General features: G+C 68.7%; 21 protein-coding genes and 2 pseudogenes. 16 read left to right on the top strand and 7 right to left on the bottom strand.

What is annotated here, in order from left to right:
* The first annotated feature begins 568 nt into the window (after positions 1-568).
* From ABEB09_RS00375 to ABEB09_RS00345, 7 genes are read left to right on the top strand one after another with little or no spacing between them, the layout of a single operon-like run.
* Positions 569-2,131 carry a Mu transposase C-terminal domain-containing protein gene (locus tag ABEB09_RS00375; RefSeq protein WP_345685884.1) on the top strand — a complete coding sequence of 521 codons (1,563 nt, stop codon included), beginning with the start codon at positions 569-571 and terminating at the stop codon, positions 2,129-2,131.
* On the top strand, positions 2,128-2,934 hold the full coding sequence (locus ABEB09_RS00370; RefSeq protein WP_345685882.1) for an AAA family ATPase: 807 nt from the start codon (positions 2,128-2,130) through the stop codon (positions 2,932-2,934). The genes ABEB09_RS00375 and ABEB09_RS00370 overlap by 4 nt, the downstream gene beginning before the upstream one ends.
* Positions 2,928-3,764, top strand: a complete 837-nt coding sequence (locus ABEB09_RS00365) for an AAA family ATPase (protein WP_345685880.1) — start codon at positions 2,928-2,930, stop codon at positions 3,762-3,764. Before ABEB09_RS00370 ends, ABEB09_RS00365 begins: the two co-directional genes overlap by 7 nt.
* Positions 3,761-5,233: a hypothetical protein gene (locus tag ABEB09_RS00360; protein WP_345685878.1), complete on the top strand. Its 1,473-nt coding sequence runs from the start codon at positions 3,761-3,763 to the stop codon at positions 5,231-5,233. The genes ABEB09_RS00365 and ABEB09_RS00360 overlap by 4 nt, the downstream gene beginning before the upstream one ends.
* Entirely contained in the window at positions 5,230-6,105 is an 876-nt protein-coding gene (locus ABEB09_RS00355; RefSeq protein WP_345685875.1) for a hypothetical protein, read from the top strand. Before ABEB09_RS00360 ends, ABEB09_RS00355 begins: the two co-directional genes overlap by 4 nt.
* Complete coding sequence (locus ABEB09_RS00350; RefSeq protein ID WP_345685873.1) at positions 6,102-7,271, top strand: hypothetical protein; 1,170 nt, start codon at positions 6,102-6,104, stop codon at positions 7,269-7,271. The genes ABEB09_RS00355 and ABEB09_RS00350 overlap by 4 nt, the downstream gene beginning before the upstream one ends.
* Before the next feature lie 45 nt (positions 7,272-7,316).
* Entirely contained in the window at positions 7,317-7,913 is a 597-nt protein-coding gene (locus tag ABEB09_RS00345) for a hypothetical protein (protein ID WP_345685871.1), read from the top strand.
* Positions 7,914-7,970: 57 nt separating this feature from the next.
* Here ABEB09_RS00345 and ABEB09_RS00340 read toward each other — a convergent pair whose 3' ends face one another.
* Positions 7,971-8,783 carry a DUF4253 domain-containing protein gene (locus ABEB09_RS00340; RefSeq protein ID WP_345685869.1) on the bottom strand — a complete coding sequence of 271 codons (813 nt, stop codon included), beginning with the start codon at positions 8,781-8,783 and terminating at the stop codon, positions 7,971-7,973.
* Between the two features lie 45 nt (positions 8,784-8,828).
* Entirely contained in the window at positions 8,829-9,713 is an 885-nt protein-coding gene (locus ABEB09_RS00335) for a barstar family protein (RefSeq protein ID WP_345685867.1), read from the bottom strand.
* Between the two features lie 188 nt (positions 9,714-9,901).
* Here ABEB09_RS00335 and ABEB09_RS00330 point away from each other — a divergent pair, with 188 nt between their 5' ends.
* Positions 9,902-10,444: a hypothetical protein gene (locus tag ABEB09_RS00330; RefSeq protein ID WP_345685865.1), complete on the top strand. Its 543-nt coding sequence runs from the start codon at positions 9,902-9,904 to the stop codon at positions 10,442-10,444.
* 195 nt (positions 10,445-10,639) lie between these two features.
* Here the strand turns inward: ABEB09_RS00330 and ABEB09_RS00325 are convergent, their stop codons facing one another.
* Complete coding sequence (locus tag ABEB09_RS00325; protein WP_345685863.1) at positions 10,640-10,957, bottom strand: helix-turn-helix domain-containing protein; 318 nt, start codon at positions 10,955-10,957, stop codon at positions 10,640-10,642.
* A 277-nt stretch (positions 10,958-11,234) separates the two neighbouring features.
* Between ABEB09_RS00325 and ABEB09_RS00320 the strand changes: the two genes are divergently transcribed.
* The 3 genes from ABEB09_RS00320 to ABEB09_RS00310 all read left to right on the top strand — a co-directional run bounded on the left by ABEB09_RS00320 (position 11,235) and on the right by ABEB09_RS00310 (position 13,746).
* Positions 11,235-11,720, top strand: coding sequence for a hypothetical protein (locus tag ABEB09_RS00320; protein WP_345685861.1), 486 nt, complete (start codon positions 11,235-11,237; stop codon positions 11,718-11,720).
* A gap of 89 nt (positions 11,721-11,809) precedes the next feature.
* On the top strand, positions 11,810-11,950 hold the full coding sequence (locus ABEB09_RS00315) for a hypothetical protein (RefSeq protein ID WP_345685859.1): 141 nt from the start codon (positions 11,810-11,812) through the stop codon (positions 11,948-11,950).
* Positions 11,947-13,746 carry a hypothetical protein gene (locus ABEB09_RS00310; RefSeq protein ID WP_345685857.1) on the top strand — a complete coding sequence of 600 codons (1,800 nt, stop codon included), beginning with the start codon at positions 11,947-11,949 and terminating at the stop codon, positions 13,744-13,746. The genes ABEB09_RS00315 and ABEB09_RS00310 overlap by 4 nt, the downstream gene beginning before the upstream one ends.
* Before the next feature lie 489 nt (positions 13,747-14,235).
* Here ABEB09_RS00310 and ABEB09_RS00305 read toward each other — a convergent pair whose 3' ends face one another.
* Together ABEB09_RS00305 and ABEB09_RS00300 are read right to left on the bottom strand one after the other, a co-directional pair.
* On the bottom strand, positions 14,236-14,874 hold the full coding sequence (locus ABEB09_RS00305) for an SMI1/KNR4 family protein (protein ID WP_345685855.1): 639 nt from the start codon (positions 14,872-14,874) through the stop codon (positions 14,236-14,238).
* Between the two features lie 242 nt (positions 14,875-15,116).
* Complete coding sequence (locus ABEB09_RS00300; RefSeq protein ID WP_345685853.1) at positions 15,117-15,893, bottom strand: hypothetical protein; 777 nt, start codon at positions 15,891-15,893, stop codon at positions 15,117-15,119.
* A gap of 444 nt (positions 15,894-16,337) precedes the next feature.
* Between ABEB09_RS00300 and ABEB09_RS00295 the strand changes: the two genes are divergently transcribed.
* From ABEB09_RS00295 to ABEB09_RS00280, 4 genes and pseudogenes are all read left to right on the top strand, one after another.
* A complete protein-coding gene (locus ABEB09_RS00295) occupies positions 16,338-16,589 on the top strand; it encodes a helix-turn-helix transcriptional regulator (protein ID WP_345685851.1) in 252 nt (83 codons plus the stop codon).
* A gap of 172 nt (positions 16,590-16,761) precedes the next feature.
* Positions 16,762-17,151, top strand: a pseudogene (locus ABEB09_RS00290) (DUF6083 domain-containing protein); the annotation flags it as partial.
* A 258-nt stretch (positions 17,152-17,409) separates the two neighbouring features.
* On the top strand, positions 17,410-17,628 hold the full coding sequence (locus tag ABEB09_RS00285) for a hypothetical protein (RefSeq protein ID WP_345694177.1): 219 nt from the start codon (positions 17,410-17,412) through the stop codon (positions 17,626-17,628).
* 53 nt (positions 17,629-17,681) lie between these two features.
* On the top strand, positions 17,682-19,151 hold the full coding sequence (locus tag ABEB09_RS00280) for a UvrD-helicase domain-containing protein (protein ID WP_345685849.1): 1,470 nt from the start codon (positions 17,682-17,684) through the stop codon (positions 19,149-19,151).
* Positions 19,152-19,370: 219 nt separating this feature from the next.
* On the opposite strand, the gene ABEB09_RS00275 is transcribed toward ABEB09_RS00280, so the two are convergent.
* Positions 19,371-19,934, bottom strand: a complete 564-nt coding sequence (locus ABEB09_RS00275) for a DUF4240 domain-containing protein (RefSeq protein WP_345685847.1) — start codon at positions 19,932-19,934, stop codon at positions 19,371-19,373.
* A gap of 453 nt (positions 19,935-20,387) precedes the next feature.
* Here ABEB09_RS00275 and ABEB09_RS00270 point away from each other — a divergent pair, with 453 nt between their 5' ends.
* Positions 20,388-20,801, top strand: a complete 414-nt coding sequence (locus ABEB09_RS00270) for a hypothetical protein (RefSeq protein WP_345693799.1) — start codon at positions 20,388-20,390, stop codon at positions 20,799-20,801.
* A gap of 4 nt (positions 20,802-20,805) precedes the next feature.
* Here ABEB09_RS00270 and ABEB09_RS00265 read toward each other — a convergent pair.
* Positions 20,806-21,615: pseudogene (locus ABEB09_RS00265) on the bottom strand (IS5 family transposase).
* Positions 21,616-22,667: the final 1,052 nt, after the last annotated feature.

The raw sequence follows: 22,667 nt of genomic DNA, 5'->3' as shown, positions 1-22,667 counted from the left end.
TCGGCGCACGGGGCCTCAGCGGGCTGAAGGTGGTGATCCAGCCGCTGCGCCAGCTCGCCCCAGCCGTCCACGTCCTCCAGCCCCCAGCCGGCCATCAGCTGCTGCACTTCCTCCATCCATACCGCACGCGTGCGCGCGCCGCACTGCTCGTGTGAGGTTCGGGGAAGAGGCCACCGAGATGTTCGGGTTTCCCCACCACTGATGCTGGCTCGTGTTTGTCCTGGTCAGTTGATGTTCTAGATGGTTGATCTTGGTGGTGTTCTCCCGAATCGGCCAGTGCAGTGTTCCGTCGAACCTCCTTTGAGGTGGTCTCTGTAGCGCATGAGGGTGCAGGGCGGAGGCGGAACGGGGTCTCTGTCACTCGCTCAGGTGATCGACGGGGCTCTTGTGGTGGTGTCGGCTTTAACGTCTCATCCGTCGCGCCTGCCACGGGCGTTGCATGAACTGCTCTGCGTGGGGCGGATGTTGAACGACCGGAGGCTGACACTGTGATCACTGCTCTGTTGCCGGTTCGTTCTCTGCGTGGTCGTCGGCTCCGGTGACGGCGGGAGGCGACGCCTTGGAGGCCATGGACGACGGCCTGGGGCGGCATCGGGATGAGTTGCGGCCTGCCGCGGTGGCTCAACTGTTGGGGCTGCGCAGGGCGGGGAAGCTGACAACGGCGCATGTGCAGCTGGTCTCCGAAGCGTTGAACGTGCACATCAGGACGGTGTGGGACTGGCTAGCGAGCGCTGAGAAGACCGGCAGCCCGGAGAAGCCGGAACGCTCCCGGTTCCGTATCACCAACGAGATCATCGAAGTTCTCGCCGACTACCAGGGCAACGTCAAACGCGCTCACGAGCACTTGGTGCGCGAAGCCCAGGCAGCGGGGGAGAAGCCGATCGGTCTGACAACGCTGCACGATGCCATCGCTCGCGACCTCGATCCGGGTTTCATGGCGGGTCTGCGGGAGGGCATTCCGGCCGCCCGTGGTTTCGATCCCGCGTTCCGGCGGCCGGCGGTGGCCCGGAACCAGGTGTGGGAGGGCGATCACAAGCAGGCCCCGCTCGTCGTGATGATGCCCGACAAGAAGCTGTCGAAGGTGTGGGTGACCTGGTTCGAGGACCGCGGTACCTGCTATGTGATGGGCTGGGCGGTCACCGCCGGTTCCGCGCACCGCGGCTCGGTCCTCGCTGCCGTACGGGCGTCGGTGCTGCGGGAGGATCCCTATGGGCCGGCCGGGGGACTGCCTCAGCTGGTACGGGTCGACGGCGGCGCCGACTTCCTGTCCAAGACGGTCCGGCGGGCCTTCGGGCTTCTTGGCGTCCCGGTGCACCGGGTGCGCAGCGCCCGCCACAAGGGCGGTATCGAGCGGCTGAACCGCACCAGCATGACCCGCTTCTTCGCCGACCTGCCCCGCTACACCAAGGCGCCCCTGCTTGACCACCGCAGCCGCGTCGGCGAGACGGACCCGCCACTGACCTTCGAGGCATTCGTGGAGCGCCTGGGGGAGTGGGTGCATGAGCACAACACCCAGCACGTGGTGAAGCGCACCGGGGCGACGCCGCTTGAGGCGTGGCTGGCCGACCCCACCGAGATCCGTCCCGAGCCCACCCCGGCCGAGCTGCGCGCGTTCATGCTGGAGAGCGATCACCGGCCCCGGAAGATCACCAGTCACGGGGTGGAGTTCGCGGGCCGCTGTTACATGCCCGAGAACGGTGTGGGCCGGATCGGGGTCGAGGTGCGGGTGCGGTGGATGCCGCACCACAGCCATGAGATCGACCTGTATACCTTCCGCGGGGACCGCTACCTGGGCCGGGCCTTCCTCAGCGACGAGGCCACCGAGGAACTGCGCGCCAAGGTCCTTGCCGGGCGCCGGGAGCACAGCGCTGAGCTGCGCCGGGCCTTGCAGCGCTCCGGTGAGCGCAGACGCGACCGTCATCTGCCGGCTACCGAACCCCAACTACCTGTCCAGGCGACCCGCATGACCAAGGAAGAGGCGCTCGCCGAACTCGCGGGCACCAGCCGGTCAGCGCCTGCCGCGCCTCGTAGGCGCGCAGAGCCGTATCACCCTTTGACGCCCGTCCCGGCCGGCTGGGTGCGCCCCGGCCAGGCCGCTGCCCCCGCCGATCCGTCTTCGGAGGACGCATGACCACCACCGCCGCCGCTTCTGCCGCGCCGTCCCAGCCGCCCGAGTCTGGGCCGCCGCGCCGTCCGGATCTGCGACCGCAGTTCTTCCTCGGCCTTGAGGACTCCTCACTGGTCGCCACCGACACGCTTCTGCAGATCAAGGACACCGTCGTCGACACCGTCGAATCACGGGCCATGTCGGTGATCTACGGCGACGCCGGGCTCGGCAAGAGCTTCGGCACCCGGGCCACGATCCAGGAGATGAACCCGGATCTGATCCTCCCGCTGGACTTCGCCCGCTCCCGCCCGGGACCGAAGGACCTGCGCGAGGAGCTGTTCCACCAGATGAACCTCTCCTGCAAGATGCCGGGTACGCCGACCGCTTTCGACAAGCTGCTGCGCGAAACCCTGCCCCGGCGCCCGTATGTGATCGTGTGCGACGAGGCCCAGCAGTACCGGCGGGAGAACTTCGAGTTCCTGCGCAAGCTGTGGGACACCTGCGACCCCAAGCCCGCCATCCTCTTCGTCGGCGGCCGGGAGGCGTACGAGACGCTGCAGAGCGATCCGGCGCTGGCCTCGCGGATCTACATCCGCCTGGAGATCCTGGCCATGACCGAGGACGAGGTCCTCAAGACCGTGCCCGACTCCCACCCGGTGTGGAGGGGTGCGGACGAGGCGCTGCTGAAGCGGGTCGACACCCAGTACGCGCTCGGCTCCTTCCGCGAGTGGGTGAAGGTCACCAAGCACGTGATCAAGGGCATGGAGCACTTGGGGGCCGACAAGGTCGACGACCGGGTCGTGGACTGGGCCCTGAAGCGATGCTGACCACCCCGCCCCCGCCGCCGTCGGCCGTCTGGGGTGCGGCCGTCGGAGCCGAGCCCTTCGCCGTCATGGACGACGCGGCCCCGTCTGGCCTGCACTTCCTCGACACCCCAGGTATGCGCACCTTGCTCACCCCGGGCATGCTCGCCGTGGGCGACGCGCTCGCTGACGCGTACTCCCAGGGCCGGTTTGTGTGCGTGCTGGGCGAGGCCGGGGTCGGCAAGACCTTCGCCGTCCACACCGCCGCCCGCCGTCTCGGTGAGCTGTTGCTGTTGCCGCTGCATTTCCGGGCACAGCCGGCGCCGGCTGACCTGCGAGCCGCCCTTCACCGTGCACTTGGCCTCCGTGGTGAGGCGTCCGCTGACCCAGGGGCCGCCGACGCCTGGATTCGTCGCGCCCTGGCTCTCAAACCGCGGATCGTCGTGGTCGAGGACGCCCACCGGCTGTCGGCATCCTGCTTCGAGTACCTGCGTTTTCTCCACGACGACCTCCCTCAGGGGCTGTGCGTGGTCCTGATCGCCCAGGCGCGCGGCGAACGCTCCTTGCGCGCCCAGCGGATGCTCGCCAGCCGCACCGCCGGCTGGCTCTACATCTGGCCGCTTACCCGCGACCAGGTCCCGCAGGCACTTCCCGCGCTGCACCCTGTGTGGCAGAGCGTCGCGCCCGACTACCTCAAGGCGTTGGACGCCCGCCTCGCCGATGGCCTGCTGCGCCGATGGGTCGTGCTGACCCTTCACACCCATCGGGTGTTGGCTGCCACCGGAGCAAGCAAGCCCGACTGGGACATGCTGCAAGCCGTGGCCGACCGGGTCGACGGCGGACGTCGCCCATGACCGCATCCACACGTCCTCCCACCCCCGCCCCCGCTCCTGCTTCACGGGCCGCTACACCGCCAGCGGCCCCGGCGGCGCGGCCGGTAAGGCTGCTGCTGGACGGCGACGACGACCACGCGGTACACCGAGCCGCCTATCAGTGGGCCGACCCCGCCCGCGGCCGGATCACCGTCGATCCCACCCCGCACACCACCAGCCCGGCCTACCTCGCGCTGGACGTACTGCGCGCCATGGGCCGCGACGGGTTCTCCCGCCCGGACGCCGAGCGGATGTCCACCGACCCGGCCTGGCGGGCGGTGACCTGCTGGACCCTGGCCTGCGGCCTTGACGAGGCCATCGTGCTGCGCGCCCACCGCCTCACCACCGAGCGGCTGCGCCGCCTGGCCGGGTGGTGCGCGGACACCGGTATTCGCCTGACCCTGCTGGCCCACGCCCCGGAGCAGGCCGACTTCCAGCGTCTGCTCGAACGCCTCACAGCCGCCGGGCTGGACGACGTGGTGACCGTACTCGGCACGGCCCCTGTCCTCGAGGCGATCGGCCCGGCCGCCACCAGACGGCGCATCGGCCCGCCGCCGCACGATCACGCCCACCCGCTGCCCACGCTGCCCCGCAGCGGTGTGGCCGCGTTCCGCGCGGACTGTTGGCGCCGTCAGAGCGCCACCGACTTCGCCCACAGCGACGGCCAGTACCGCGCCGGCTACGCCGCCGCCCGCACCTGGCTGACCCGCACCCTGCCACTCCAGCCAACCCCACCTGAGGTCGCCGAAGACGCCGACCACCCGGCCGAGCCCACCCCCTTCAACCTGCAGGAGACCGAGGCTGTGCGGCTGTTCCTGGCCCGCCTGACCGTCTCAAGTCCCAGCGCCCAGCACACCGTGGCCCGCGTGCGCGGCGCGCAGGCCGCCTTCCTGTCCCGCTCGCTGCTGCTCAACGTGCCGGATGACCTCACCAGTTGCGCGGGGCCCGGCCTTACCACCGTGCCCCTCACCCCGCGCACCGTGCACACGATCACCGTGCGCTTGCCCAACCCGCTGCGCGCCGCCGCCATCGCGGCCCTGCTGTTCACCGGCACCGACAAGTCGCTGCTGTCGATGACCCAGATCGGATCCGTCGACGACACCCACACCACCGTGGCCATCGATCGCGACTCGCGGATCAACATCGGCGAACCGCCCGGGCCCCGGCACCTGTACGCCGTCCCGCCCCGCGCCCGCCCCCTGCTGCGCGCCGCGGTCGAATTCCGCCGCCGCACCCCGCGCACCGCTGATAAGCACGGCCTGTTCGCGAACTGCTTCGGCACCGCGCCACGCTTCGAGGCCCTCATCGCCGACGCAGGCCTCCCGGTACCCGCCCTGGTCCACCCCCACCCCGAGGACGACTGGCACACCGCCGCCCGCTGCTGGCACCTGCACACCCCCGTGCCGCCCGCCCCCGACGTCCTACCCCGCCTTGGGGAGTTACGCCCGTGACCGACCAGCCACCGCCGCCCGACGACACGTCCGCGGCCGCGTTCGACCTGATGTTCCTGCGGACACGCGCCGCCCAGTGCCGGCTCACCGACGAGGACCTGACCGCGCTGACCGGCATTCCCACCGCCGACTGGGGCACCCACCTCACCCCGCACACCCTCCCCGCCGCCGCCTTGCTCGCTCTCGCCCGCGTGCTGAACACCTCACCTGAGTCCCTCCTGCGCGTCCCCGAGCACGCCTCCCGCGGTTCCGTCCCGAGGGCGGCCACCCACGCCACCGTGCTGCACGCGGCCCTGCTTGAGGTCGGTCGCATCCACCCCGACGACCTGGCATCCGCCCTGGAATGGACCCCACACCGCCTGAAGTGGGCCGCCACCGCCCTGGCCGCACACCTCGAGCAGCCCAGCAGCCCGCAACGGCTCATCCACACCGACACCGCCATCCACCTGACCTGCGTCCCTGGCCTGCTCACCGGCACACAGCGGCAGAACTTGTACAACACCGGCCACACCGCCGCCTCGCTCGCCCCCGGTGAGGCCGCCGCCCTCACCCGCCTGCTGCACCGCACCGCCCGCGGCCTCACCCCCGAAATGCCCGCCAATCAGATCCCGCGCCTGGCCAACCGGCGCCTGCTCGCCCCAGACGGAAAACAGCCCGCTCCCCACCCCGATGTGCTGTTCGCCCTCGGCCTGGCCGCCCACCCTTTCCTGGACGCCGCCGACCCCGCCGGCCACCAAGTCCTGGGCCACCGCCCCGCCGCGGCCGACCCGGGACCACACCGGCATGTCCACCAGGCCGACGCAGCCCGCGCGGATTTCACCGACAGTCTCTTGCCAGTGCCCGCCCCGCCACAGCCACCCAGGTCGCGATGATGCCGCCTCCGCGTACGGCCGCCGTGTCCGAGACCACCACCGACTCGTCCGACGACACCACCACAGGCTCGTGGAAGCCCACGTGGTCACCCGGCCACACCCGCCCTGGCCTGCCCCCGCTCACCGTGGTGCACGATCCTCACGACGACCACGCCTTCATGGCCGCCGCGCTGGACGCCCACACCCCCGCGACCGGTCGTATCACCGTCCACCCCACCCCGGTGGCGCGCGCACCGGCTTCCCTGGCCCACGACTTGCTGCGCAGCATGGGCAAACACCTCCCGCTGGCCGGCAGTGGGGACGGCACGTACTGGACCGGCAACACCGAGACCGCCTGGCGCGCGGTCGCCGCCTGGATGCTCGCGCTGCGCACCGGTCACGTCATCGTCACCCGGGCCCATCGCATCAGCTCCCGGCACTTCGAGTACCTCTTCGCCCTGCGGGAACGCACCCAAATCCGCCTGACCCTGCTATGCCACGGCCCACTTCCGCCGGCTCTCGCCACCGCGCTGGCCACCCTCCGGTACGACGAGGCGCACACCCTGGCCGCGGCCCACCGCGCCTTCACCACGCCCGCTCCGCCACCGCCCACAGGCCGGTTCGCGTGGTGGGAGGCGGGCGAGCAGTTCCCGCCCCGCGAGGGCGAGCCGTGCTTCCTGCTGCCCACCCGCCGTACGCCCGGCCGCGGCGTGATTGAGGCAGCGGCCCACCACCTGGGCCGCGAGGTGCTCCCGCTGCCTGCCGCAGGCCGCTTCCCGCCCGAGCCCGACGAACCGACCGCGCTCCTCGCGCACCGACTGCACGCGCGCATTGCCCATCCCGTCCACGCCGCCGCTCTCGCGGTGCGCATCTTCGGCGCCCAGACGGACCCCCCCGCCCGAACGAGCCAGCGCCGGGAGATGCGGACACCGTCCTGGGCAGTGGACTTGCTCCAGGCAGCCGGCTTCTTTAGGCAGCTGGAGGGGCGCGCGGACAACACCTTCCTGCCCCACCCCGGGTCCTGGGACCACACGGCTGTGACTGAAGCAGCCCACGCCTGCGGCCTGCATGAGTACCAGGGACGGGGCGCCAAGCGGCGCTTGGCCGCGCCCTCCTCGCGCTCCAGGCAGCCAGCCGCCGCGCGCAGCAGCGCGGGCGGCCCTCCAACACCCGGCCGGGCAGCATGAGGGGTGTATGAACCCAACCAGCCCGCATACAAAAAGGAGCAGACGGTGGCCGAGCCAGGGACGGAACTCTTCGAAGCGATCCGCGGCGACCACCGCGCTGGCGACAGGCTGCCGAGGTCCCTGGCCGTCCGGCACGGTGTGTCCCGCCAGACGGTCAGGGAGGCGATCTCGACCATGCTGCCGCTGCCGCTTGACTTCCCGGCCGACGAGGAGGAGCTGGATCAGGCACGTCAGCTTCTGGGTGTGCTGCTGGCCGAAGACCAGGCCAAGGCGCCTGCCGAACGCCGCTCGGCCTTCGAGCTGTATGAGGAGGTGAGCCTTCGCACCAGTAGGTTTCCGCTGTCCTACCGGTGGGTGTGGGAGTACATCGCCGGTCGCCGCTCCCAGCACGCTTCCGACACCTCACCGGGACCGCACGAGCGGGCATGGGCGGGCAACGTACCTTCCGACATGCCGAGCTTCGTGACCTACCTGATCACCAGCGCGGTGCGCGATCTGGCGGAGCTGAAGATCGAAGGGACGCTGTCGGCCGCCGATGGTGTCGAGCTCGGCATGGTCTCCCTCGGCAACGCCGCGGCCCTGATCAACCAGGCCCGCTACGAGTTGGGGTGTTCACGAGTGCCGCTGATCAGGCATGCGTGAAGCCCTCGAAGATCGCTTCCCGCCAGCTGAGTGATCGTTTCCCAGGTGTGGGACGGATCAGTCCCACCAGAAGTCCCAGCGGTGGGCGCCGGTGATCCGCTCGGCGTACGCGGCCAGTGTGTACGGCCTGCAGCCTTGCCAGATGTTGTCCGGGCACAGGGCGAAGTGCTCGGCTGCGACCAGGAGTGCATCCCGCTCGCTCACCGGCGGTGTGGCGACGCTGAGGTGCAGTGTGTCGAACCCCACTGCGACGACACGGGCACCGAACCGGTGCTCCCAGTCTTGGAGGATCGCGGAGATCTTCGCGGTGTCGTTGTCGTAGTTGCAGGGTCCGAACCAGCCCGCGACCGTCAGCGCTGCGGCACCCGAGCCTGCGGCGATCAGCCCCAGACGTGTCTGTGGCCGGTCGACGAGGAAAGCCTGGGCGAACTCGGAGGCCAGTTCATCTGGGTCGGCTACCGCTCCCAGGCCGGGTGCGAGGCCGGGCCATGTCTGTCCGAAGGGGGCGGTAACAGCCAGGCGCCTCTTGACGTCGAGCATGTCGTCGTCTTCATCGTCGGCCGTGTAGGTCGCCCACCACTGCGCGAGAAGGTCAGCTGGGTCGTGGTCTGCCGGGGAGGACATCCGCTCGGGGAAGACCTCCCCGGATCCCCATGGACGGAACTCGCCATCATTCGGATCCAGCGCGTCGAGCAGCAGGGGCCACACGCCTGTGTGGGGGTGCTGGTCGCGGATCCGCTTCCACGTCTCCGCGGGTACGGCGCCGTCACTCAGCCACAGAGCCTGGACGTCTCCGTCGCCTTCATCGGACGTGATCAATCGGCCGGGCGGGAGGGGGGCGGCAATGGTCGACAGCAGCTCAGGAGTCACGGGCGGATGCTAGCCGTGGGCTCTGACATGCTCGCGATCGCCTGCTCAGCCTCGGCGGTTGGCGTCCATCCATTCGTCGCTGTTCCACATGACGGGCATGGCACCGACCGGGTCGAATTGGATGTCGGGGTCGTTGCTGTGGACCAGGCAGATCAGCCGGCGCTGAAGCACGGCTGCGTGACGGGCTCGGTCGGCGATGATGTCGAGTAAGGCTTGTGCGGCCTCAGGGCAGTCAGCTGCGAATCGGTCGTAGTCGGTGAAGGCGAGGACCAGCCCCGCGCCTTCCGCAGAGTCGTCGTAACCGCCGTAGCAGGCGACATCGCCAAGGCAGTCGTTGAGCGCGTCAAGGTTGCGGCCGTAGTAGTCGGGGAACTGCAGGGCGGCAGCAATGGCGTGGTGCATGTCCTGCTCCGTGCTCCATTGGCCCGCTGCCAGCCGGACGACGCGGAAGTCACGGTCTTCGAGACGCTGCACAGCCTGGTTGAGAAGACGCTGGCGCCAGAAGAGGGTGACGAACGTGTTGCCCATGTACTCGATGCCGGGGAAGCCGGCCTTCGACGTTCGCGGCGTCGGCTTCGAGGCGACGTGGCGGCGGTATTCGTCCAGCAGTCGGAAGAACTCCTCGACCGGGTTGGAGCCCGCAGGCGTGGTGCGTTCGATCTCGGCAGCCCAGCTGAGTGAACTGGATGTCCCTAGGCTCTCGTGAAGCCATTGGGTGAAACGCTCTTCGGGCCAGAAATCGAAGGGCTCGTCGATCGCGTGCACGCCCAGTGCGACGCGGTAACCGGTGAGGAGCGCTTCCAGATGACGCAGTGAGTGATCCGGCAGCCACATGCCGGGGCGGAGGCGGATCTGCTCGAGGAAGTCGTATACGTCCGTGCAGTCCTGCCAGTGCTTGACGGTGTTCTGCGGGCTGTCCTCAATCGGCATGGGGTGAGCCTACGGGGCGGGCAGGAGTGGTCTTTCAGCGCAGGGGTGCGGATCCGAGGCGGGCGAGGGCGGTCGTTTGGGAGCATCTGCGGTCACCCTCTGCGATCTTGTTGCGGCTCGCCCTACGTTTGGCTGGGGCTTCCAGTGCCGCGAGGCCCCGATGCCGGCTGGGTGAAGGCAGGGCTGCGATGACGTCGCTCTTCGAGCGTCTGGACACGGAAGAGGCCCTCGTGCCCGGGGAGTTGTCTTCACTTCGCGAGAAGATCGCGACGGCGGAGGAACGGCTGGCCCACCTGACGATCACACGGGAGACCCTGCTCTCCCTGACAGGCCATGCCGGCCATGCCGATGACAGCGCCGAACTTCAGTCACAGGAGCAGGGCCCAGGTGACGGCGGGGATCTCGTGGATGGGTCGGTGCCCGGAGCGGCACCCGGCGATGGAACCAATCTCCGTGATCCGTCGGTTGCATCGGGGCCGCTGGAGTTGTCGGTGGCCCGTGAGCGGATGCTGGTGCTGCTGGCAGGGGCCGGGCGGGCGATGAAGGCACAGGACATCGCCGCGGCGATCGGCGAGGACATCTCGGATACCTCGAACGGCCGAAGGACGGAGACGACGCGGTCCCGGTTGAAGGCGTTGATCAGGGAAGGCCGGGTGGTAGAGGACCCCACGGGCTGGTTCGCGATCGCCCCGGCCACCAGGAACGAGCAGGGAGGTTCCGTACTGGTGTGAGCCAGGCCGCGTGCGCGGCATCCAAGGGTGGCACCGCCGAGGGTTCAGCTCGGCGGTGCCGGGTTGCGTGACCGCCCAGCTGAGGGTGGCTTCCGCATGTCCGAGCGTAGTAGAGGCATTCTCCGCTCGGCGTCGGGAGCCACGAAGTTCGTCATGCCCGTTCGCTGTTTGGCGTTTCCGGGCACGGATCGAGGCTCAATGCGTTCTGTTCCGCTCGATATTGGTGCCGTCCGGCCACAGTGCGATACCGGTGAAGTGGGCCAGGCGGGCGATGGTCGCTACGTCGGGCCAGGATCGTCCGGCCAGCAGGTCGGCGATGGCCTGCCGGTTGACTCCGGAGCCGGCCGCGGCCGCCCGCAGGCTCAGCCCGAGGCGATCGAGGGCCTGGGCGAGGGTTCGGGCGATCTGGCGGACCGCCTCGGCGGCCGGATCGGCGATGATCTGCTCGGGCCAGGCTTCCGGATCCTGGGTGAGCTGCCGGGGGGAGCGTGCGCGGGCGCGTCCACCGACCATGCGCGCACCACCTTGTCTGTTGTAGTTGATCGACTGCGGAATGGCTGCTTGTCCAGCCGGTATGCATGGACCGTGGTCCTTGATCCCGTCCCGTCCGCGAAGATCACCCGGTACCGGCCCCGGGAGGCGTCCCCGCTCTGGGCGGAGGTCGCGCCGCTGGTGCGGTCCGTGGTGGCCGCCACGGTGAGTGCGGTGCCTTACGACGTGGAGAGGTTGTTGCACGTCACCGGGCGTCTGGCGTTGTGGGCCGAGGCGAGCGGGCTGGAGCGGTCTGCGGTTGCGCAACGAGGTGATCGACGCGTTCGTGCTCTCGCGCGCCGGCGACATTGAGGGGTCGTCGGTGCGGACGTACCGGATGTGGCTGCTGCGGGTGCGGGATGCTCTGGCCTGGAGCGAGCGCGGGGAGGCTGCCCCGGCCCGGCTGCACGCCGAGGCGAGCCCGCATCAGCCCTACACACCTGCCGAGTTGGCGGGTCTGCGGCACTGGTCCACTCACCTGCCCCGTCAGCAGAAGAGCGATGCTCTCGCGCTGTTGGGCCTTGGCGCCGGACTGGGCCTCAGTCCGAAGGAGGTAGCGGCAAGCCGGGGAGTCGATCTGCGGCGTCTGCGCGGGGATGGTCCGCTCATGCATGCGGCCGTCGACCGTCTGGTTCCGCTCGTCGCCCGCGCCGCCTGGGACAGCGTCCGGGGGAACCCGCAGACCAGGCTGGGCGCGGGTACCTGTTCCGCCCGCGGCGGACCACCGAGTACGCGAAGAACCTGATCGGCTCCTGGTCTCTCAACCACCTTCCGCCGGACGGCCTGCCGGCGGTGTCGGTGGGCCGGTTGCGGGCGACGTGGATCGTCGAGCTGATGCGAGCCCACATCGATCACCATCTGATCGCGCAGGCGGCCGGGCTCGCCTCGGCCGCCTCCCTGGCACGCTGGCAGCACCTGGTCCCTCCCGTCGATGACGCCACCGCCGCACGGCTCCTGCGCGGGCCTGAGAGGTGACCAAACCCCGGGCCTGGCGAAGTCCGGAGAAGATCAGGAAGTGCAGGCCACGGCCGGTCACGGACGCGCCGTTCGAGATCCCGGACTCGAAGGTCGGTCAGCTCAACGCGCTGCTGCACGGCACGGGTGTGCTCGAGCTGGTCGACGCCGAGTTGGCAGGCCGTCCCGGGCCGAAGGGCCTGCCGGTGCGTACCGTGCTGGTGGGGCTGCTGCTGTCTCTGCACTACCACCGCAGCGCAAGCCTTGCGGATGTCTGCCGCGTGCTCCTGGACGAGGTGCGGGCCCCTGCACGGGGCTGGCTGGGGATTCCGGATCCCGGCTCGCTCGACGCTCACGGACGGCACGCGTTCACCCGGTGCGTCTACCGGTCCTTCGACCGGCTGACCACCGCGTTGGACCCCTTCCGCTGTGACCGGCGCCGTCGGCTGCCCGCTGACGAGGCCAAGGTCGTGGCCTCGGCCTGGGAGGACACCGATGCCGAGCGCGTACGCCGCAGGGAGCTGTTGCAGGAGATCAACGATCGCCTGGTCCTGACCACAGTCCGCCTCGCTCACCGCCGGGGCCTCTTCAAGGGCTGGCGGGGCGATATCGGCGTCGACACCACCCCGGTCCCCGCCTGGCACCACGAGCCCAGCGAGCATCGCGGTCTCGCGTCCGTCGAGATCACCGCCGGCTGGCACTACTGCGGCGGCTCCGACGAAGGGATCTTCGGGCACTCCGCCACCCTCCTCGTCGCCGCCAGCCGCAGGCACCCGGCCGGCCACCCCCAAGCCGGAAAGCGCGTCAGCCAGCACCCACAGCTCGTGCTCGGCCTTGTCCTGGACAGCCCCGGCAAGCGGATCGGCCCGAACGCGATCCACGCCCTGACCGCCCTGACCCCGTTCCGCTTCCCCACCGGGATCCTGGCGTCCGACCGCGCCTACACCGACCAGGTCTCCGAACACTTCGCCCAGCCCGCAAGACGCCTCGGCTACCAGCTCGTCCTCGACTACAAGCGAGAGAACCGGGGCATCCGGGGCACCTACGAAGGCGCCCTCATTGTCGACGGGTCCCTCGCCTGCCCCGCCATGCCCACCGCCCTCGCCCAGGCGACCTTCGACCTCAGCGACAAAGCCGTACGCGGCATCGACGACGACACCCTTCTCCGTGAGCAGATCGCCGCCCGCGAGCCGTACTACCTGCGCCTCAAGGAGTCCGTGGACGAGCGCGGCGCGATCCGGCTCCAGTGTCCGGCCAGCGGACCGTCGCCCGCCGTGGCCTGCCCCCGCTTCAACCAGGTCCACCAGATCCCCGCACCGCGGCCTGCCGTCGTGGACCTCACCAACCGGCGTGCCACCGCCGCACACACGGCGGCCAAACCCACCGTGCCCATCCCCCAGGCCGAACGCCTGCGAGCCCTGCCCGAGAAGGAACTGCCGCGGATCTGCCGGAAACCGACGATCACGGTCCGGCCCGGCGACCTCGGCAAGCGCGATAAGTTCCGCCAGGACCGGCACTACCTCCACCCCAGCTGGCAGGACGCCTACCGGCCCGAACGGGCGAACATCGAAGGGGCCAACGGGAGGCTCAAGAGCCACGGCATCAACATCGCCGACCCCAGTAAGCGGCTCGCCCACGGCCGCGTCGCGCAGACCATCCTCCTCGCCCTGATGGTCTGCAGCGCCAACATGCAGATGCTCTTCAGCTGGGACCAGACCACCGGCACCGCAGCCAACGGGAATCTTGTTGATGTGATCGCGGAGCTCACGGAAGCAGCTCCAGCAGCCATCACCGCGAACGGGCTCTCCCCGCCCTAGCCGCCACTGATGGTGCACACGAGCGCCTGACGCCCCGGCATCACACGACGAGCTCAAGCACGCCCAGCAGCAGCTCCGACGCCCCTCACGCACCCGAACCACCCCGAACCCCAGGCCGATCCTCCGCCAGACAGCGTCTGGAGGCCCCGCCCGCGTTCGGACATCACCTCGAACACGCCCCGGAAACGCCGAGATCCCGCCCCGCCTTGCGGCGGAACGGGATCTCGTGACGATCCTTGAGAGCTACTCAAGAACTGTCGCGAGTTCGCGCTGGTCGGACTCAGAGCCGGCCTGTCCTGCGCCCAAATGAGCGCCTGGACCGGCATCCCGAAGACGACCTGGCGAAGCGGATTGAGAACTACCACCGCCGCATGACGATCTGAGTACAGCTGGTGGCCGAGTCGGCTTCACCGCTACCGCCTCAAGACCGCCTCGCCGCACATGGAACGCGACACCGATGTTGCCTGATCAACTATCCGGACTGGGAACTCAGGCTGTTGCCCACGGCTCGGTACGCCAGCCTGGCAGTTCCTTGTTGAGCCATTCCTCGATGGTCCGCCGCCACGGATCGGTGGAGTCGCTGTCGGCGACGTCGGCCCAGGTGTCTTGAGCGAGGTCCGGATCGACGACGAGGCTGTTGAGGTAGGCGTCGAAGTCGTCGGCGACCTTCCTGAAGACACCCTTCGACAAGTATCCGGGGTGAGGGATGCCCTGCACGAAGGCATGGAGCCGGCCGTGGGTAGCCGGGTTCAGGTCCAGGAACAAGGTGTCGCTGCCGCCGTTCCGGGCGATCGGGAGCAGGCCGACAAGTGAGACCTCGGTGGCGAGCCACCCGTCACGGCTGCGGCGGTACTCGCCGAGCAAGGTGCCCCAGCCGTATTTACCCTTGTCGTTGCGGCCGAGCTGGTAGAGGTCGTCGAAGCTCTGGAACGGCTCCGGTTCACATGCCGGCACACGAACCGAATACGGGAAGCTGGCGCCGCCTGCTTCCTCCAGGAACGAGCGATATGGCTGCGGCAGAGACAGCCCGGTCTCCCGTTCGAGATCTTCAAGCTCACTGACCTCGAACGGCCTGAACGGACCCACGACCAGGCGGCCCCGATACCAGCGCGACAGTTCCTCGGACACGTCTAGATTCTCGTACCACGCGGCATCTCAGATCCGCAAAGGGCCTGCGTTGCTGGACGTCGAGCCGAGCATGTTCATCCGTTCCTGCCTGAGCACTCCAACGAGTACGTGGACACCCGAACCGCACCCTCCTGCGCCGCATTGCAGCAGCACTGTGGGCACGCGCCCAGCCAGCCCTCGATGAACCCTTGCCACGCCCCCCGGCGCCGCAGCAAAGCGGAACCTGTCCCTTGTGAGGAGGCTCACTGAGTACCTTGGGCCAGGACCCACTGCACGTCTCCGTCCTGGACGAGGCGCCAGGAGACAACGACTCCGGCGTCGAGGAGCTCCTCAAGGACAGGCAAGAGGCCGTCGATATCGAGCCCGGCAACGCGCCCAAGGCGCTCGGCTTCCTCCTCGCCACCGCAGGAACCCTCAGCGGTATGAGCAGCCAGGGCCAGGGCAGCCAACCGCACCCGAGCACTGAAGCGGCGAACAGCAGGGCAGTGGGCTGTTCGCAGCGCCCAGTCGGCGGCTTGTGCGCGCTCCAGCCGCCCCGGCGCCTGGGTAAGCACTGCCGCATCCAGCAGCCGAGCGGTGACCGGCGCCCCCGAATGCCGAGCGAGAGGTTCCAGGCATAGCCAGCGGGCGTCGTGAAGCTCCTGCCACACCGCGCACGCGCCCAGCAGCCGCATGGCCCTCATCAAGCCCCTGGCCATGTGGACTTCACCAGAACCGCTGCAACGCAGGGCAGACTGCAGAGCCACCAGGCGGGCCTCGCTGGACACAGTGGATGGCAGGGCCACGGCAAGGTAGCTGAGCATGTTTCGCACATGAGTCTGCTTGCTTTCACGGTGCGGTGTGTCAGTGCGCAGACGCCGACGGATTCGACCGCGGCCAGGCGTCTGCATGTCAGAGACGTGGGAGGTGAGGGTGTCGGGAACGACCGCCGCATCCGGGATCGCGGCCGCACAGGCCGCGCACGTATCGGCCAGCCGCCAGATGCGGCCCCCGCACGTACGGGTGACCACCAGCACCACCGGGCCGGCGCAGCCACGGTGCCGGCGGTGCCAGCGGCACCCCCATTCATGGCACTGACAGGTGCGCAGGTGAGGTGCGAGGACTTCCCTGCGGGCATGCCGGGCCAGGTGACTGAGGGCGGCTGAGCGCGCGGTTGCCGCATTCACCGATGTGGTCCCCAGCGGGCAGCGCGAGCACGTCAGTACCGGCCCGCCCGGCGCGGGCCGCAGCTCCACACTCCAGCTGCGTCGCACCGCGTGGCGCGTACCGCACAACATCGGCGTGTGCTCCTCCTTTGATCGACACCCTTGCGCCGTCGTCTTCGCGCCCGTATCGGGCCGGGCGTGGTGGGTCGGCGGCACACCGTAGTGCAGACCTCTGCCCTTCGCCTGGTGCACCCACCGGGAGAAATAGGGCAGAGGTCTGCACTGACAGGGCAGGGATCTGCACCGTCGGATTGACGAGTGACGATCTTCCCGCCCGAGCCCAACCTCGAAGCCCTCCGACAGGAGCTGGCACGGCTTCGGGCGGAACGCGGATGGTCCTACGACGAACTCGCCGGCCGCAGCGGCCTGTCCAGGCGCACACTCATCGAGATCGAGCAGGGCCGCACCATCGGCTCCCTCGCCACCTGGCACGCGATCGCGCACGCCCTCGAAGTGCCCGTGGAGCATCTGCTCCGCAATCTCTGCGAAGGCCACGCGCCCCCGGGGTGAGCGCTGGTGCAGAAGTGCCCCGATGCGTGCCGGGCAGGACCACTCGAAAGGGAACCCGCACTCGAAAAAACAAGCGATGATGCGTACGGGCGTACCCAAGGATTGCGCTGTCCGAACGACATCGGCGACCTGACGTCACGCCATCAGACCGTAACCCGTCATCTTCGGGGCCATGCACCCCACACCTCAGCCCCATCGCCGGACCTGGGACGGCAGCCGACTACGCCCCCACGCGGCGCGCTCCTTGCGGATCGCGGCCGGCAGCCCCACCCGCCTGCTGCGCGCCGCCCAGCCTGCTACGTGCCCCGACTGCAGCAATCGCGTCGAGCGCTACCCACACATCAACGGGCAGTTCATCAACCTGCACCCGCACGAACTCCCCATCGCAGCTGTCCCCGAGACCGACCGCTGGCACACCGCCTCTGGCATCGCCTACCCCGCACACGACGGCACACCATGGTGCCGAGTCCCGCACCACCTGCTGTGCCCGCAACAACCCGCCCCACAACCAGCACCCCCGCAGCTCGCCAGCCTCCGCCTGCGCCTAGCACTCGCCACCCGACGCCGCCTCGACACCACCCCCCACACCACGACACCTCGGCCCGCTGGCGCCCCGACGCGATGCCACCCGACCCACCCCATCGTGCGGTTCCGCCACACACTGCTCCTCGCAGCACATCCCGTCCAAGACATCCAGTGCGTCGCCCACACACGACGACACCGACGCTGCGCCCACCCCATCCTCGCCCCCGATACCCCACACGGCACCTGGACTCTCATCCCCAGCAGCCTCCCCGGACGGCACACTGCCCACCCCGCCATGGCCGTCTACGACCTCACCCACATCCCGGCCGGCGAACGCTGCCGCTGGCTCGCCCAGCACTGCCCCGACCACGCAGCCAGCCCCGGCGTCGCGGACCTCGTCGCGCCCGAATGGGAAACCTTCGACCCCTGGCACCACCAGCAGCACATCCACTGCCGCCTCTCCTCCACCAGGACCACCGCGGCATCTCCACGCCCGCCCCGAGCGCACACCTGACCCCTTTCGCCAAGGCCCGCCCACGTCACCCGAAGACGCCCCGGAAAGACACCATGCTCAATCCCACCGACGAACAGACCGCCGCCGCCGACCGCTTCCACGCAGGAGATCACCTCGCTCTCCAGGCAGGTGCCGGCACCGGCAAAACCACCACCCTCGCCCTCCTCGCACGCCGCACCCGACGACACGGCCGCTACCTCGCCTACAACCGAGCCATCGCCCTGGACGCAGCAGCCCGCTTCCCCGCCACCGTCACCTGCAAAACAGCCCATGCCATGGCCTACGCCGCCATCGGCCACCTCTACGCCCGCCGCCTGAACGCACCACGCCAACCCGCCTGGCACACCGGCCAGGCCCTCGGCATCACCAAAGGCGTCCGCATCGGCGAGCGAGACCTATCCACCCGCGCCCTGTCCTACGCCACCCTGCGCACCGTCACCCGCTACTGCCACTCCGCCGACCACACCCTCACCAGCCGCCACGTCCCCCAGCTCCGCGGCCTCAACACACGAGCCGAACACGAACAGCTCGCCGCTCTCGTCCTGCCCTACGCCCAGCGCGCCTGGACCGACCTCCAGAACCCCGACGACGGCGCCGTCCGCTTCGAACACGACCACTACCTCAAGATCTGGGCTCTCTCCCGCCCCAAGATCACCGCCGACTACCTCCTCCTCGACGAAGCCCAGGACACCAACCCCGTCGTCGAAGACATCTTCACCACCCAACGCGACCACGCACAGCTCGTCATGGTCGGTGACTCAGCACAAGCCATCTACCAGTGGCGCGGCGCCCGAGACGTCATGAAGGATTTCGACGGCACGCGACTGGCCCTCTCACAGTCCTTCCGATTCGGACCACACCTCGCCGCAGAAGCCAACCGCTGGCTCGACCTCGCCGAAGCCCCCATCCGCCTTCAGGGCACCCACACCATCACCACCGAACTCGGCCCAGTAACCGAACCCCACGCAATCCTGTGCCGCACCAACGTGGGAGCCATGACCGAAGTCATGCGCCTGCTCCAAGCCGGCCACCACGTCGGACTGGTCGGAGGCGGACAGACCCTGCGCTCGCTTGCCCTGGCCGCCCGCGACCTCAAAGAAGGACGCCAAACCACACACCCCGAACTCATCCTCTTCACCTGCTGGGGCGACCTCCAGGACTACGCCGCACACGACCCCGCAGGCCGTGACCTGCAGCCGCTCGTCGACATCGTCGACAAACACGGCACCGACACCATCCTCGAAGCGGTCGACCGCCTCCGCCCCGAACAATCCGCCCAAGTCCTCGTCTCCACCGCGCACAAAGCCAAAGGCCGCGAATGGCCGACAGTGCAGATCGCGGAAGACTTCCGGCCCCGCAAGGCAACCCAGCACCAGCCAACCGGCGAACGTGCAGCCCCAGACCCCGTTGACGAGGCCGAGGCACGCCTTGCCTACGTCGCCATTACCCGAGCCCGAACCCGGCTCGATCGCGGAGGCCTCTCCTGGATCGATGATCACCTGGTGGCGCAAGCCCCCTCTTGAAGAGCTGCCGGGGCTGCATCGAGCTGAGGGAGGGCAACCCTGACAGGATGACGCCAGATGGACGATTTCGGCATGGCGGGCTACCAGCGGTCGGCGTACTCGCCAGAGTGCGCAGGTGAGTACGGGTGAACGTGCTCACTCGGATGCCAGAGCCGAATCCCAGGCTCTCCACCTACGGTCATGGACGCCGACGTCGCGTCACCGATGAGGAGCCGGCTTCTACGGGAAGAGGGCGTCGAGCCGGGGTGTCCTAGCCCTCACCGTGGCCTCTATGGTGTCGATCTCGTCTTCGGGCTTCGCCCATGTCTCCTGGACGGCTTCCAGGGCCTCGTAGAACGCCTCCCCGCAGTCGTCCTCCTGGCCCGTCAGCTCGTCGAATACCTCCTGGGCCACGTAATCGAGCTCCTCCCATTCCGGCCACTCGTCGTCACACCACGCCCGCGGATGCCGTCCCACCAGAGCCCGCACCTCAGCAACGTCTGCGAGGGCGTCCGGATTAGCAAGCACCGCCTTGTACGTCCCTTGCCCCTGGGCCACCAGCCAGAGCGCGAAGTAGTCGAAGCCGTCGTCGGAGCACAAGCCACCCTCAATCCGGCTCACCGCCCGCCACAGTGCGTCCATGGCAACTGCCGCGCACGCAGCCTCCAGACGCGCCTGAAACTCCACTCCCTCCGCGGCTGGCCGGCACCACAACTCCCCGCGCAGCCACTCCAGCCGCTCGTGCCGGTCACCGGGGCGACAACTCAGCTCATCCATGAGCGCCCAGAAGGTCTCCTCGTTCATGCGGCACAGGATCGCAACCACCACTGACACGCCCGAGAACCCCTGCCAAAACTGCAGTAGCAGCCCTGCCACCTGCGCAGCCCCGGGAATGGCCTGCCTGTCGCACCTCACGAACTGTGCACGTTCACCCGTACCTGCCGGAGCATTCAGGTGTACGCCGACAGCTGTCGAGGTACACCCCAATGCGCTCAGTCAGGTACGTGGCTATGTGCTCAGCCACAGTGACCCCGATCGGACAGGGTGCCGGGACCACCCGACAGCGACAACCGGGAATGGCCACGGTCCTCAAGGGCGCCCGATCGTGAGTAACAGGTCGTTTCACAATGAGGTCCGTGAGGGACGGGATGCTGTGACGCTCGGCTTCGTCCGTAGGATCACTCCATGCCTGCTGACGAACGCGTAACCCGATCTACGTTTTCCGGCCGTATCCAGCCGATATCAGCTCCTCAGCCGATGTCGCAGCTCCCTCAGCGAATCTGGTCAGATGAGGACTGGAAGCAGATCCAGCGCGGCTATGCGTCACGGGACATGGACGAGAAGTGGGACGTCTTCACGGAGGGGGAGGTCGTCTTCCTGCACCGAAGCTGGACTGGTAACGGAACCTTCGCAGCGACCTTCGCACCCGTTGATGGCGGTGGATGGCGGATCGACGGTGCCGTAGTCGAACGTGACACCGAACGCTATCGAGGAACGGACGATGCCTACGACTGCGTCATGCTTGAGTTGGTGATCAGCGCCATCGTGCTTGGCGAGTCGGCAACAGACCTCCGTTCGAAGTTGGTCGAGTTGACGCGTCGGAAGTCGGGTGCCGATGCTCCAGCCGGCCTGATTCAGCACAGCGCCTTGGGGCTGCGCTCAGACTCCTAGCTGATCACTCTGGGCGGCTGGATAGACGTCGGATGCAGATCAGGCTGCAGGCCAGCTCGAGCAGGCCTGGTGGAGATCGGCGCGTCGCTCGTACCGGGTACGGAGTCGTTTGAACTGGTGCAGCCAGGCGAAGGCTCGTTCGACCACCCAGGGCACCCTGCCCAGTCCGGAGCCGTGGGCGACGCCGCGTCGGGCGATCACGGGTTTGATGCCGCGCTTCCAGAGCAGGCGGCGGTACTTGTCGAAGTCGTAGCCCCGGTCGGCGTACAGATGCCGGGGCTTGCGGCGGGGACGTCCCCGAAGACCCCGGATCGACGGGACGGCGTCCAGCAGCGGCAGGAGCTGGGTGACGTCGTGCCGGTTGCCACTGGTTAGCGTGACGGCGAGCGGGGTCCGTGACGGTTGACGATCAGGTGGTGCTTCGAGCCGGGACGAGCACGGTCGACAGGCGATGGACCGACATGATCCCCCCTTTGAGGGCCCGGACGTGCGATCCGTCCACGGAGCAGTCGTCCAGATCCAGCAGGCCGGCGTGGCGAAGCTCGGCCAGCAGGGCCGCATGCAGACGCGGCCACACGCCAGCCTCGGTCCAGTTCCGAAGCCGACGCCAAGCCGTCACTCCGGAGCAGCCCACCGTCTCCGCCGGGACATCACGCCATGCGACACCGGTCCGCAGCACATCCATCACACCAGCCATTGCCACTCGATTGGGAACGCGTGTACGCCCGGGGTGGCGCTGGCGCCGTTCGGGAGTCGGCGGCAGCAGCGGAGCCACCCGCTCCCACAGGTCGTCAGGGACAAGATCAGCACGCACCCGAGACACCCTGACGACCAAGATCGGCGAGCACAAGACCCGCGACTCAACCCATTCTGAAACGATCAGTAAGCCGCACTGGTGCGACGCGCGCTGAAGCGGCACGGTCCGCCGTGTGGGTCAGCCGTGGTCCTCCCACTCCGCTTAACAGAACCGTGCCCCGCTGACCATAGTGTCGTCGGCTCGGGTGGCTCGTACATACATGCTGAGGCCGGTCGGGCCGGGATCTCCTCCGCAGCCGAAGGTCACGCCCAGCCCGCTCTCCTCCAGCGTGCGCGTCGTGAGCCCGCGGCTCCGCGCTCCCGCCATCGCCGCCGGGCCAGCGCGTCTGCGGTATCTCGAAGGACAGTGAGCGGCACTGGTGGGCAGTTGCTGTTGAAATTGAGCAGTCCCAGGGGCGCGAAATCCTGACTCGGACGCCCTCGCATATGAAATTGCAGCAGAAAGTTCCCGTGTAATAGCGGAACGGATAAGCCTTGTTGCGGCGTTGGCTCTACACCACATACCGAAATCACGTGCGGCAACTCTGCGGGAAGGCGACTGCAGGTCCGGGGTGGCGATCGGAAACGCTCAGACGTGGTCGGGATGTGTCACGCATGGGCGGATCGACACAGGGAGGAGAACGGCTGTTCGGGGCGGATTTGGGCCCGCGTGGACAGGGTTTGCTATTAGTGGCCGTTCGCGTGGCGTGACGACAAATAGAGGCTGTACTTTCGTCGCATGGAAGGGGGCCCGGGGCCGAGTAGCCGTCAACTATCGCCCCGAGCCTCCGTGTTGAACGAACCCATCTCAAGGAGGGGATCCTTTATGACAGGTCGCGTCTTTGCGGCTCTCCTTAAGGGAGGACCGACTGGTCCCGACCGTAGCAAGCAAGTCGCCGGCGGGCACGTAGGGCGTGCCTGGGTTGTCACGCTGTCGTGGGAAGCGTTCATCGGCGTGCTGGTGCTGCCGGTCGTTCTCGTGACGCCCGCCTGGCAGAACGAGTGGGGTGCCACCGTCGCGGTTGCCGCTCTTGGTGCGTGCGGTACCGCGACGGTGCGCCTGGTCCGCTA

It is taken from the genome of Streptomyces coeruleoprunus (assembly GCF_039542925.1).
Classification (GTDB): domain Bacteria; phylum Actinomycetota; class Actinomycetes; order Streptomycetales; family Streptomycetaceae; genus Streptomyces; species Streptomyces coeruleoprunus.
This window is presented reverse-complemented; position numbering and strand designations above follow the sequence as displayed.